General features: G+C 51.6%; 12 protein-coding genes. 7 read left to right on the top strand and 5 right to left on the bottom strand.

Annotation, left to right across the window (positions count from 1 at the left end; genetic code table 11):
* Positions 1-115: 115 nt before the first annotated feature.
* Positions 116-730, bottom strand: a complete 615-nt coding sequence (locus Kalk_RS08025) for a TetR/AcrR family transcriptional regulator (protein WP_101893702.1) — start codon at positions 728-730, stop codon at positions 116-118.
* Positions 731-876: 146 nt separating this feature from the next.
* Between Kalk_RS08025 and Kalk_RS08020 the strand changes: the two genes are divergently transcribed.
* Complete coding sequence (locus tag Kalk_RS08020) at positions 877-1,845, top strand: oxygenase MpaB family protein (protein ID WP_101893701.1); 969 nt, start codon at positions 877-879, stop codon at positions 1,843-1,845.
* A gap of 50 nt (positions 1,846-1,895) precedes the next feature.
* Here the strand turns inward: Kalk_RS08020 and Kalk_RS08015 are convergent, their stop codons facing one another.
* Both Kalk_RS08015 and Kalk_RS08010 read right to left on the bottom strand, forming a co-directional pair.
* Complete coding sequence (locus tag Kalk_RS08015; RefSeq protein ID WP_101893700.1) at positions 1,896-3,035, bottom strand: acyl-CoA dehydrogenase family protein; 1,140 nt, start codon at positions 3,033-3,035, stop codon at positions 1,896-1,898.
* Positions 3,036-3,056: 21 nt separating this feature from the next.
* The gene (locus tag Kalk_RS08010) at positions 3,057-4,232 is read right to left on the bottom strand and encodes an acyl-CoA dehydrogenase family protein (RefSeq protein ID WP_101893699.1); all 1,176 of its coding nucleotides are present in this window, start codon (positions 4,230-4,232) and stop codon (positions 3,057-3,059) included.
* Positions 4,233-4,783: 551 nt separating this feature from the next.
* Here Kalk_RS08010 and Kalk_RS08005 point away from each other — a divergent pair.
* From Kalk_RS08005 to Kalk_RS07980, 6 genes are read left to right on the top strand one after another with little or no spacing between them, the layout of a single operon-like run.
* Entirely contained in the window at positions 4,784-5,944 is a 1,161-nt protein-coding gene (locus Kalk_RS08005) for an MDR/zinc-dependent alcohol dehydrogenase-like family protein (RefSeq protein ID WP_101893698.1), read from the top strand.
* A gap of 22 nt (positions 5,945-5,966) precedes the next feature.
* Positions 5,967-6,962 carry a 3-oxoacyl-ACP synthase III family protein gene (locus tag Kalk_RS08000; RefSeq protein ID WP_101893697.1) on the top strand — a complete coding sequence of 332 codons (996 nt, stop codon included), beginning with the start codon at positions 5,967-5,969 and terminating at the stop codon, positions 6,960-6,962.
* A complete protein-coding gene (locus Kalk_RS07995; protein ID WP_101893696.1) occupies positions 6,959-7,762 on the top strand; it encodes an SDR family NAD(P)-dependent oxidoreductase in 804 nt (267 codons plus the stop codon). The genes Kalk_RS08000 and Kalk_RS07995 overlap by 4 nt, the downstream gene beginning before the upstream one ends.
* Positions 7,763-7,776: 14 nt before the next feature.
* A complete protein-coding gene (locus tag Kalk_RS07990) occupies positions 7,777-9,390 on the top strand; it encodes a class I adenylate-forming enzyme family protein (protein WP_101893695.1) in 1,614 nt (537 codons plus the stop codon).
* Positions 9,387-10,439, top strand: coding sequence for a hypothetical protein (locus Kalk_RS07985; RefSeq protein WP_101893694.1), 1,053 nt, complete (start codon positions 9,387-9,389; stop codon positions 10,437-10,439). The genes Kalk_RS07990 and Kalk_RS07985 overlap by 4 nt, the downstream gene beginning before the upstream one ends.
* Entirely contained in the window at positions 10,427-11,659 is a 1,233-nt protein-coding gene (locus Kalk_RS07980) for a hypothetical protein (protein WP_158643373.1), read from the top strand. The genes Kalk_RS07985 and Kalk_RS07980 overlap by 13 nt, the downstream gene beginning before the upstream one ends.
* A 4-nt stretch (positions 11,660-11,663) precedes the next feature.
* Here the strand turns inward: Kalk_RS07980 and Kalk_RS07975 are convergent, their stop codons facing one another.
* Both Kalk_RS07975 and Kalk_RS07970 read right to left on the bottom strand, forming a co-directional pair.
* A complete protein-coding gene (locus Kalk_RS07975) occupies positions 11,664-11,969 on the bottom strand; it encodes a hypothetical protein (RefSeq protein WP_101893692.1) in 306 nt (101 codons plus the stop codon).
* A gap of 83 nt (positions 11,970-12,052) precedes the next feature.
* Entirely contained in the window at positions 12,053-12,544 is a 492-nt protein-coding gene (locus tag Kalk_RS07970; RefSeq protein WP_101893691.1) for a hypothetical protein, read from the bottom strand.
* Positions 12,545-12,633: the final 89 nt, after the last annotated feature.

Raw genomic sequence — 12,633 nt, 5'->3', positions numbered from 1 at the left:
TTGTGTAACTTCGTGGTGCTTATGTTGTTTGCGTGCAGAAAAAACACTGTTTGCAGGGTGCCACTGCATTGTGCGCAGGCGCTTTGCTTTGGTGCGGCTATGGTTTGGCTCTCAACTATCGTACCGATAGCAGCGCTTTGATCAGGGCGGAAACATTTTCGGTTTCCTGGTCGATATCGATTTTGCGCTGAGTATTGAGTATCAACATTAGCCAGTAGCCGTTTCCGGCACGGGTGGCCGTGAGCATTTTTTCCAATAACGCTGCATTTTCAGGGCGCTCCATCTGCGGGCCGAAAGCGCGGCGAATCCAGCCTCGACTTTTTTCTTCAACCTGCTCTATCAGCAGCGATGAAACCAAGCCCATGCCATTCACCAAACGACTCAGCGTTTGTCGGTGCAGTACGATCTGTTCCAGCGAGTAGCGAGCGCTCATCTCAATGCGTGCGCTGAGATCCTGTTCACTGGTTTGGTTAATCCGGCCTGCCAGTTCAAAGATGGTGCTGTCCATAAAGCGTTCCAGCCAGGCCAGATAGACATCTTCTTTGCCGCCGAAGTATTGGTAGATGGTGGCGTAGGGATGGCCGCTTTCCAGGTGGATTTCGCTCATGGTGGCGTGCCGATAGCCGCAGTGCTCCAAAACGCGAGCACTGGCATCCAAAATTTGATTGTACTTGGCTATCGCGCGTGCTTGCTTTGGCCTACGTCTTTGTTTTTTCAAGGTTTTATTCATTTTTGTGGAGGTGATTTAGTCAGCCATAAACATGAGAGACTGCCGATATTTCTCGCATTAGAATGTAGCCATAAGACATCGAATGACGATACGAGTCAACCAAAAAGCCCATTTCGGGTCAGATACAGCGTCTGGAGGAAGCAGGCATGGCACAATTGAAAGCCGTTAAGACAACGGGCGTTCCCCGTGGACGAGTGCCCCAGGGCCGGGCGCCGGGGGTTGGCTCAATCATGTGGGATACCTTGACGGATATGGCGGCGTTGCCGTTGATGATTCCCATTGCCACCATGCAGTCTGCGTTGCCTGCTGTGGGTACTGCGGTGAACAAATACGGCATTTATAAATCTGATCCGCAGGGGCGTGGCCGTCGCACTAACTGGTCTATGATTCGTTTCTTGTACGATGGAGGCGACTTTGCTCACAGTGAAGCATCACAGTTGCGGGCATTGCACGCGAACATCAAGGGCACGCATGAGGATGGCTCCAAGTATTATGCGTTGCATCCGAAGACATTTCGTATTGTACCGGATACCTTTTTGGATGGTGTTATTCGTATCCGGCGGGATCTGGGTAAACCGCTGACCGCCGAAGAAGAGATCACGCTTTATGAAGAATACGTGCAGTTGTGCTTGTTGTTTGGCATTGCGGAAAAAGACATCGAGCCGGATATGCAGGCATTCTACGTGTATTACGAGGCATTGATGCGAAATACAATGACCTATAACGAAACGGTGCAATACCTGACCGGGCGAGCGATAGAATTGCCTGCCAGGATGAAGCAATTTAAATCGTTGCAGCCGCTGGCCGATGCATTTCATCGACGGTTTGTGTATCCCACTATGAAACTGTGTGCCATCGGTGCGTTGCATCCCATTTATCGTGAACGCTTTAACCTGCCTTGGAGTGATCATGACAAGGCACGCTATAAAAAGTTGTGCGGCCGCTTGAATCGCTACAGCCGTATGGTGCCACGGGCATTACGTTATAACCCGATTGCCTATTTGGTTAGGTTGGGTTTTCACGGGCCGGGTCTGGTGACTTTGCAGGAGCTGGACAGAATTGAGGCGAAGAAGAAAGAACGGGCTGCCGCTTATAAAAAGGCAGCAGGGGAATAGAGCTGGGGGAGTTAATGCCCCGACCTGAATATGGCCGGGGCAAAGATGCTTTAGATTACCGCCTCGGGGCAGCTTTGAATCAACTTGCCCAATTCTGCGGCATGCTGATCAGCACCGCCCAGGTAGATTTCGTTCTTTTTGGCCCAGCTGAAAAAACGGTGTACCGGATAATCCAGATCCTGACCGATGCCGCCATGAATGTGCAAAAACACATGAGCTGCAATATGGCCAGATTCGCAGATCCAGTATTTCACGCTGTGTGCTGCCAGGCTGGTTTGCAACTCGTCCGCGCCGCCGTTATCCAGGATATCCAGCAAGCGCCAGGTGACTCCGCGCAGGGCTTCGATGGCCATATAGCCATCGGCAGCTTGTTGCGAAACCGCTTGAAAGGACGCCAGTGGCCGACCGAACTGGGTGCGTTCGGTGGTGTATTGTGCCGCGCGTTGCAAACCCTCTTTCAGCACGCCCAATTGAATAGACGCCATGGCCGCATAGGTACGTTGGCGCTGCCATTGCAACAAGGCGTCCGCCTCTCCGTGGGTGGCGATCAGATGTTCAGCGTTTACTGTTACCCTGTTAAATTGTAAGTGGCCGCTGCTTTCACCATTGGTGGCTCGTTGCCCGGTAATCGATACACCATCGCAGTCTGCCGCAACGTAGCCCACCCAGTGCCCGCCATCGGCCAGCAGGGCAGTAACCAGAAAGCCGCTGGCCACTTTTGCGTAGCCCACCAGATTGCTGTATCCCTGCAAAATCCATTGGTCGCCCTGTTGGGTTGCCGATAGTGGAGCGTGATCCTGTAGGCCGGAATAGGGCCGTACTGCGCTGAGAATGTTTTTACCGCTGATGACGCCGGGCAGTACGCTTTGCTTTAACGCCGCCGGTGCAAATTGGGCGATGGGCATGGCGGCCTCTACCACGCTTTCCAGCACGGGAATCGGTGCAACGGCTTTACCTTGCTCTTCTAATACCAGGCATAACTCGGTCATACCCATTTCTGAGCCGCCATATTCGGCTGGCAGTGGCGTGCCTAACAGGCCGCTTTGAGCAACTTGTTGCCACAGGTCGCTGTGCAGTGGCAGCTCGGCTTTGTAGATGTTCTTGATGTCTTCATCGCCACACAGATCGCGGAACATACGCACCGCTACGTCTTGAATGGCCTGTTGATCTTCGTTGTAACTGAAATTCACGGTTCGAGTCCTCGAAAGCGGCTAGACGATGGTGTTGGGCATACGCAGAGCGAAGGAGGCGGTCATGGAGCGCATTACTTCCAGCACTCCGCCACCCACCGTCATGATTTGCGCGGCACGGTAGTCGTATTCCAGATGGCCACTGAACAGGGCGTCGGGGCTTTGGTATTGGACTGCAGTGTCTTCACCGGCAATTTCGGTGAGTTCCCGCAGAATGCGAATCTGCTCCAGGGTATTGAATACCTTACTGCCGGAGGCGAGCCCCACATCCATCTTGTTTTCATCCACCATATTCGCATTACGCAGATTGAGAACTTCCATGGCTTGCAGGCGGGCATACAGTGCGCCCATTTTGCTGGCAGTTAATGGGTCATCGATACGGCGTTTGCCACTGCTATCCGCTTTGGCCAAGGCATTCATCACATAACCAAACTGCTTGCGAGAGATAATGGACATGGCTGCCAGCACAACACGTTCATGGTTGAGCTGTGAGGTAATCACTTTCCAGCCGCCGTTGACCTGGCCGACTACCCGATTGGCGGGTACTTTGACGTTTTCGTAATAGGTCATGTTGGTATCCACACCGGCCAGGGTGTGAATGGGGGCGTGGCTGAAGCCGGGATCTTTGGCATCGACGATGAACAGGGTGATGCCATCGGATGGGCGCTTGCCTTCGTTGCTGGTGCGTGCGGCCAGCCAGATGTATTCGCAGTCGTGGGCCGCGCTGGTCCACACTTTGGTGCCGTTTATGATCCAGTTTTCACCGTCGAACTCGGCTTTGGTTTTGAGTGAGGCCAGGTCGGTGCCGGAGCCCGGCTCGGTATAGCCAATGGCGAAAATGCACTTACCGGCGGAAATCTGCGGCAGGAAGTACTCTTTTTGCTCGTCGGTGCCGAACGCCATTAGGGAGGGGGCGACGGAGTTAAGGGTGATCAGCGGAAACGGAGTGTGGGTTTTCCACGCCTCCTCGAACAGGATCAGCTGCTCAATGGCGGTGTAGTTCTTGCCACCATACTGTTCCGGCCAGCCCAGGGTCAGCATCCCATCTTTGCCCAGTTGCTCTACCAGATTGCGGAATATAGGGCCACCTTCCTTGCCCATACAGGCTTCTACTTTCTCGGGGCTCATCAGGCTGGTGAAGTAGTCACGCAGTTCCTGTCGCAATGCCAGTTGGTCTTGACTGAATCGGGTATCCATAAAGCTTCATTCTTGTAAGTGGATTAGGACGCTTTCTGAATAGATGTTATCTATTTTGCAATGTTATTGCAAATATAATGCATATTTGGTCTGAATCATTCAACAGGCTCCTGTATTTGTTAGTTTGTGAGCATCAGACACAAAGGCGGCATATATAAGTTGTTGTGGGGCTAACACGGCAGACTGACAAGGTTAACCCGCTAATTAGTATCATAAACAGGCCGCTTAATTGCGTTATAAATGAAGAATGCAATGCCAGTCGGCGTTCTAGGTTTTATTAATACGCATCTTAAAATGGAATGGCTCGGGTGCCTGCATTAACCGAATTGTTGTCATATGTACTTTTAGCGGCAGGAAATTCGCGTTTACATATTCAATCATTTGATTGGCTTTGCACTTGGCGATATTCCACGTAGAATCATTGAATAATTAAAAATAAATTTTTTTATCTATAAGCGAATGATGGTTTTCCCGGAACAAAATCATCATTCGCCCGATTAAAATAACAACAATAATTTATATTTTTTGAACTACACAGTAGGGGACAGGGAATGACTCCAATCACTACCGAGGCGTGGGTACTCTATGCCGGAAAAAATCGGTTGCGGCCTGAGCCAGGCCAACTAGTCTGCGAAACCATATCAATTCCTGCATTAACCGATGAAGAAATCCTGGTGGAGCCTTTGTTTGGGTGCTGGGAAGGCAATATGGGTCATGCCATACAGCGTTCGCCAGTGGATGTTGCCATTCAGCGTAACGAAGAAAAAGTCGTGTTGGGTAATTCGGGTGTAGTGAGAATCCTGCAGGTGGGGAATTCCGTCCCTGGGTTGAAAGAGGGTGACGTATGCATGCTGTATGCGACCCATTTCGATAAATGGGGTTACATGCCGCTGGCCTTTGCTTACGATGCACCGAACACCATCGGCACGCTGGCTAAAAAATTCAAAATGCACTTCAAGTCCGTGCTGCCTTTGCCGCAAAATACACAATATTCCTATGCGCAGTGGGCCGCGTTTTCGTTGCGCTACATAACAGCGTGGAGCAACTGGAAGGTGGCCATAGGCGCCTACCGTTTGCAAATGGATGAAAGTGACAACCCTGTCCCGTCGGTGTGGGGCTGGGGCGGTGGAACCACTCTTGCCGAGCTGGATTTGGCACGCTTGCAAGGTTGTTCAACGGTGATGATTACTTCCAGGAAAAGCCAGCTGGATAGGCTCGATCGTATGGGCATACAGGGGATTGATTTCAATCAATTCGCTGATTTGAACTACGATCAGCGGTGTTATCAATCGGATGCGGATTATCGTCAGCGCTATCTTGAGGCCGAGAAAACCTTTCTAAATTATGTAAGAGAGTTTGCTGGAGAAGACGGCGTTTCGATATTTGTTGACTACATCGGCTCGCCGGTATTTCGCGCAACACTGCAGGCATTGGGGCGACAGGGAGTCATCACCACTGCGGGCTGGAAAAAAGGAATGGAATCTCGCCATCTGCGTGCATCTGCATGCGTCAACCGCCACATTCATGTGCATACGCATTATGCCCGTTACTCAGAGGGGCCTGAAGCCATGGCGTTTGCCGAAGAGCGTGGTTGGATGCCCGAGCTGAGTGATGATATTACTCCTTGGGAAAATATACCGGACCTGGCAGTTGCCTATGAGCAGGGAAAGGTCGACTCTTACTTTCCAATCTTTTCTATAAACCCGGTGTAAATGTACCTTGGATGTCGAAAGTATGCGTAGCAGCATGGTCAATGTAGCCATTAAGGATATGGGAATTTATCTCCCTAGTCAGGTTCTCGATAATAAAACGGTTATTGAGACCTTTGGGCTGGATGTGGATGAAGCCTGGATAGAATCCCGCACAGGGATCAAGCAACGCCATTGGCTTGAGGAGGATAAAACCACCTCGGATATGGCGGTGCAGGTGGCGAAGGATATTCTGGCCCGTAGAAACCTGCAGCCGAACCAATTGGATCGGATTATTCTGGCAACCTGTTCCGGGGATTATCCGTCACCTGCGACGGCGGCCGTTATTGCGCAAAAGCTGCACACCCGCTGTTCTGCATTCGATATATCAGCGGCATGTTCGGGATTTTTGTTTGCGCTTGAGGCGGGAGTTGCTGCTATCCGAAATGGGGATGAGCGTGTTCTGGTGTTGGCTGCTGATACACGCAGTCGTTTCATCAATAAGCAGGATCACCGCAGCGTGGTTTTGTTTGCAGATGGTGCTGCCGGTGCGTTGCTGGAACCTGTGGAATCAGGCGGTTTTTTGGGTATGTTTACCGGTACAGATGGAACCTTGCCTTCTTTGGGGGCTTGGATTCCTGCTGGTGGTGCTATAAACCCAACGTCAGCTGAAACGGTGGCGCAAGGTGAGCATTATCTGAAAGTAGATACGCTTCCGCAAATTTTTCCTCTTTTTGTCGGGCATGTAAAAGAAGCGGTGGATATCGCGTTAACCAAATCGGGATTGTCCCTGGATGACATCGATGTATTCGTGCCGCACCAGGGTAATGCCCATCTAATCGATTACATCATCGAGGCCTTAGACTTTCCTCGGCAGCGAACAGTGAATGTGGTGTATCGGCATGGAAATTCGTCTGGGGCGTCACTGCCCATTGCACTTGCAGAGGCAATGGCAGAGGGAATAATAAAACCGGGCGACAGGGTGTTGTTGGCGTCATGTGGTGCTGGTAATACCTACGGCGCAGTGGTGCATCAGTTTTGAATTCTACCGCATTTTTGGCTGGGCGTACTGCCCTGGTAACCGGTGCCGGTCGTGGCATTGGAATGGCGGTGGCCAAGGAGCTTGCATCGCTCGGTGCCCGTGTTTATCTGGTAGGGCGCACAGCAAGCCGGTTGTACACACTGCAGGATGAAATAGAAACTGCAGGCGGCGATGCGGTTGCGATACCTGCAGACGTTAATGATGGCGACTGGATTGCCTCCTTAAAAGCAGGCTCTCTGGAGGTGGATATATTGGTGCATACGGCTGCGGCATTTGCACCTTACGGGCCTCTGGAACAGTGTGCTGATGAAGACATTCTGACTGTGATCAATACCAACTTGATTTCCGCTTTGCGTTTATCCGCAGCGCTGTTGCCGAATATGAAGCGGCGCAACTATGGGATGTTGTTATTCCTCGGGTCAAAAGCGGCCGCACTGGGGGCAGCCAATCAGACAGCCTACGCTGCCGCAAAATCGGGGTTGGAAGGCCTGGTAAAAAGTGTCGTTGCAGAAAACGCCTTCACCGGTGTTAATGCTCACCTAATCGAATTGGGCCTGATTGATACGGAACGCACCCGCGAGGCTATGACTACGAAAGCAAGAGATGCCTTGTGCGCACGTACCCCGGCAGGACGTATGGGAACGCCGGAGGAAGTAGCGGCTGCTGTGAAGTATTTGCTATCACCGGATGCTGGCTTTCTGCGCGGTATCACGCTTCCCTTGGCCGGTGGCGCCGGGCTTGGGCTGATTCTGCCCAGAAAGCCTGTCGTGACACTTGAGAATAAAACGGATGATAACTAAAAAAGGATGCAACCATGTTGATTCACGATATTCTGCGCCGTAGCGCCAAGCTGTATCCAACCACCATAGCCATTGACGATGGGCGTGAGCAGTTGACGTATCAGCAGTTGGCAGAGCGCGTTGATCACTGTTGTGAGGGTTTTCGATCCAGGGAGCTTCTCTCTGGCAGTCGTGTCGTTGTACTGGGGCACAATAGTGTCGACTATGCAGTGATGTTTTTTGCCTGCGCCAGGCTCGGGTTGGTGTTAGTGCCTGTAAATGCCTATTTGCAGGGCGCTGAAATCGAGTGGATTTTAAAGGATTGCGGTGCCGTCGCAGTTATGGCTGGCACTGATTATATTGCGCGGTTGCAGCAGGATTGCAGCGAGGTGTTGAAGGGGCTGCAATGTTTTGTGTTGGGCGCCGCAGATGAGGATCACATGCAAGGCTGGTCATCGCTGAGCGGCCATAGCAGAGTGCGTGATTATGATCCCTCAACGAATGAGAGTCACCAGGAGTATACTCAGCCTGTTCGCTCTGTGGTGGTGCAGTTGTACACCAGCGGCACCACCGGTACACCAAAGGGTGTGCTGCTGTCCCATCTGAATATTGTCTCCGTTGTTCAGGCCTGGTTGCACGAAATGCCACTAAAGCCTGCCAGTAGCCGTTTAATGCAGGCAACGCCGTTGTTTCACGTTGGTGGCATGCTGATATGTATGTGTGCTCTGGCCAGTGGCTCAACACTTTATCTCTTGCCACGCTTTGATGCAGGGCTGGCACTGGATACGTTAATTACGAAGCGCATCACTCATACCTTATTGGTGCCTGCGATGATCCAGCAAATAATGATGGCACCGGATATCGATAGCCGTGATTTTTCTGCGCTGGAATTTATGGTGTACGGTGCATCAAGCATGCCGGAAACCGTCATCAATCGCGCCATGGAGGTGTTCGGCTGCGGCTTTCTGCAAGGCTATGGTCTTACCGAAACAGCTGGCCTCGCATTAAGCCTGCGCCCGGAAGATCATTGTCATGGGGCTGCCTCCGCGCTGCACAAGCGAATCCGATCAGCCGGGCGTGAGATGCTGTGTTGTGAAGTGAGCGTTGTCAACGATCAGGGCAAGCCGGTTTCACCCGATGAAGTAGGTGAAATCGTGATACGCGGTGACAATGTGTGCGAAGGCTATTGGAACAATGTAGAGGCTACGCAAGAGACCATAGTGTCGGGCTGGTTGAAAACCGGGGACTTGGGGCGAGTCGATGAGGACGGATACATCTATGTAGTGGATCGCCTTAAGGATATGATCATTGTGAGTGGATCCAATGTTTATCCTGCCGAGGTTGAAGACGCAATGCGCCGACACCCTTGGATTGCTGATGTAGCAGTAATAGGGGTACCCAATGCGATGCTGGGTGAAGAAGTGGTTGCCGTTATCATACTGACAGTTGAAGGGCAGCGAGAGCTCGAAGCAGGCAGCCAAAGAACGCTCAGCCAGCAATTGAAATTGCATGGGCAACAGCATCTTGCTGCATACAAATGTCCGGTAAGGATTAAGTATGTCCCCGCATTACCGCGCACACCAGCGGGCAAAGTGCAAAAGACTATTCTGCGAGATCAACTCGTTAACAGACAAGGTGCCCTGCAATGATCGTGAATTCAATTACCGGAGTTCGAATTGCTGGCGCAGGCAATGGCTGGCCTGAGGATTTGCTTGGCCCAAGTGCCAGACTTAATAATGCTCAGATTTATGAGTTTTTCTATGGGGCGGACTGGCGTGAGCACCTGGCTCAGCGACAATGGGATGAGGATCGCCCCCAACAGGAATTTGGACTGCGTTCCAGAAGCTGGTTGCGCGGGAGTTCATTTACTGTCCTTGATCTTGCTATCGTGGCGGCAGAAAAAGCGTTGCATCGGGCTGGTATTAAGCCTCAGGATTTGGACTGCATCTTTGTTGCCACCTGCACCCCGTTTCAAATTTCCAGTACGCTTGCGGGCAAAGTCGCCCGACACCTTAATACCAATGCGGTGGCCATTGATATTCGTGCGGGTGGCGCCGGAGGCCTCGACAGCATGATCACCGCCGCGATGTACCATTCCCACGGCTGTAAGGCTTCGTTGATTATAGCTGCTGAGGCGTCTTCCCTGTTCGTGTCGAAGGAGGATTCAGCTAATGGGATGTTGTTTGGTGATGGCGCATCTGCCATGGTTTTTGTGTCCGATGAAAACGCCCATCAGCAAGGGCTGGTGGGCGGTGTGTTGGGCAGCGCCCCATGGCAAGGAAAACCATTCACCGTCACTGGGCGTTTACCACCAACTCCAGATTTCAAAGCCGAAGACTATTTGTTTCAGGCACCCGACGATACTTACCGGGCGTGTCTTGCCAATGTGTGGGAACAAACGTCGCTGAAGCTCAAGGATGCATTCCCTGCTGCATGCGCAGACATGTCAGTCATTTTACCTTACGCATTGACCCGACCACAGGTGCTGAAAGTGGCCGCGTCGTTCGATACGACAGCCGACGCTGCACTTAACTTGCTCGCTGAGCATGGCTGTATCGGATGCGTGAGCCCGCTTGCTGCGATAGTGCAATATATTGAAGAAAAACAAGCAGCAGGTGAGAGCGCAACAGGGGATTTACTCGGCTCAATGGCTGTTGCAGGCGGCATTGCCTGGACAGGATTATTGTGGCAGATGTGAGCGTCGTTAATACTTGTTTTACGCGCCCTATTTCGTTGCCGGATTTGAGCTACGCGCTTGGTGGTAGCCGACACCGCCATAAGCAACAAGTTGTCAATCAGTGTGTGATCGAAGGGAGCGGGGTTCTCAGTGAAACGACCTTGCAGTCGGCTATAGAGAAAGTCGCCAAAACAACGCCAGTCTGTCGCATGGTGATACGCAACCACTGGGGCTTTAAGCATTGGCGGGGGGATGGTCCACTACCGAGACTGAAAACAATTCACTATCCGTGGGATGGTTATGCTTCTGATGGGCTGCCGTTCCTTGACGGCCCGCTGGATCTGTTTGAAGGCCCTGTCGTGGAAGTCATACAGGTCATTTCGCAAAAAACCTTTCTGGTGTTCCGAATTCATCATGCGGTCATGGATGGTGTCGCGTCGAACGAGTTTATACGAAATGTCTTCAGAGCTTTGCGTAATGAAACGCCTGATGAATGTTGTTTTACCGACAGCGATGAGGTGTTCATTCAACAAAAACGGAACTCGCCAGTAGCGATGAAGCTTGAGCCTGCCTTGTCACCTTTAGGTGATTTGGGTCATGCTGGCGAAATCAGCCGCCCCTCTCTCATCTGGAGACGCATCACTCTACCAAGCAGCAGTTTGGTGATCATGCCGAAGACCATGCTGGCGCTCGCCGAAATTGCCCGAAAGTACGGTTCTGGATTGGTACGCTTTCGAATGCCTGTGGATTTACGAAGGCACCAACCTGGCTCGAACGCAGCAGGCAACCTGATTGGTGTTATGTTGCTGGATGTTGATGAGCAGGATTCTGTGCGTAGCCTGGTTAAGAAGCTGAATCGCCAATTGTCAGAACGTCGAGATATTCCTAAAGTTCAACCAAGGTGGGTAAGGGTGTTGGCACGCTGGATTCCTTTTTTTGTGCTTGAAGTGTTAGCAAAGTACGTTACCTACCAATATCTGCGCACACAACAATACCATTACAGTGCCACGCTTTCCTCGGTGGCCGCCACAAGCCTGGCGGATTACTCTACCGAACAATTTACAGCGAAGACCATGTTCGGTGTGCCTATCGCCCCCATGACATCGGCTGTATTTGTCGCCATTTGCAGTAATCCTCAGACTACAGAAATTACCATAGGTGCAAATAGCCAACGGGTTAGTCAGGAGAGCCTAATCAAGCTGTGTGATGAACTAGAGGAGCTGCTTTTAAAACAGGTGTAATGTTTCAGCCCACTTCTTGTTCGAGGTTTTCTAAGCATTCTGCTACATAGTTTGCAAGATGACTGAGGCTTGTCAGGGGATTGCTCGCTCTTGACATGACCTCTTCGTTTATCAGCGAGATATCATTGCCTGTCACATCAAGAATCACTTCTTCAATCGCCACAATAAAAGATACGACCTGTATTGAGTCCAACAACACGTCTTTGCCCATCAGGCAATAATCAGCGGATTTTCTTATTTTCCTATCAGCGGGTAATGTTTCGTTAATGTCATCAATTGCTGGGTAGATGATGTGTTGCATGATATCCATTTCATATGGCTCCGGCCTTTATGGGTTGCCTGTATTGTGAATGAAAATGGAACCCAAAACCATGCCGTAACCTGACTGGGCGATCAGGACGGGTAACCGCGCACCGCTGCAATCTGTTCGAATGGGACGCCCGTTTGCTCGGTGACATAGGCTTTTACTTCTGCGCTGGCCCCCCATTCGGTCGAGCCCATGGGTTTTTTGCTTTTGTTAGTAGCTTCGCCTGCGTCGATGTCCAGTAACCCTAATATTACTGAGCATTGAAAGCAGCAGGGCTTTTCGGTGCAGGTCAGAGTCCTGCTGGACGCGGATTCGAATAATGCGCGATGTGTGGTGAGGGCTTGATGCAGTGCGTGCATTTCTGCGTGCCCACAGCCGGAGCCGGTTGTACCGGCTATATCCACGGTTTTGTCTCCACCAACCAAGCGCAGTCTTACGCTGGTGCTTTGGCTTCCATCCCCCCCTTCATCAGAGACGGGCGCGTCGAAGTCGTCGAATCCTTGTTTTGCCGTGTCTGGGTCAGTGGCACCAAATTTGGCGGGTGGTTTGCTGACTCTTCCTGACGAGCGTGGGCACATAAGTTGATCCTTGCATGGGTGCGTGTGTGAGTTGCAACTCAGGTATGTGCATCATAGCGCGGCTATCCATGAAAACCGATCAACTTTAG

The organism is Ketobacter alkanivorans (assembly GCF_002863865.1).
GTDB lineage: Bacteria > Pseudomonadota > Gammaproteobacteria > Pseudomonadales > Ketobacteraceae > Ketobacter > Ketobacter alkanivorans.
The sequence above is the reverse complement of the archived record's forward strand: the minus strand, read 5'-3'. Positions and strand labels throughout refer to the sequence as shown.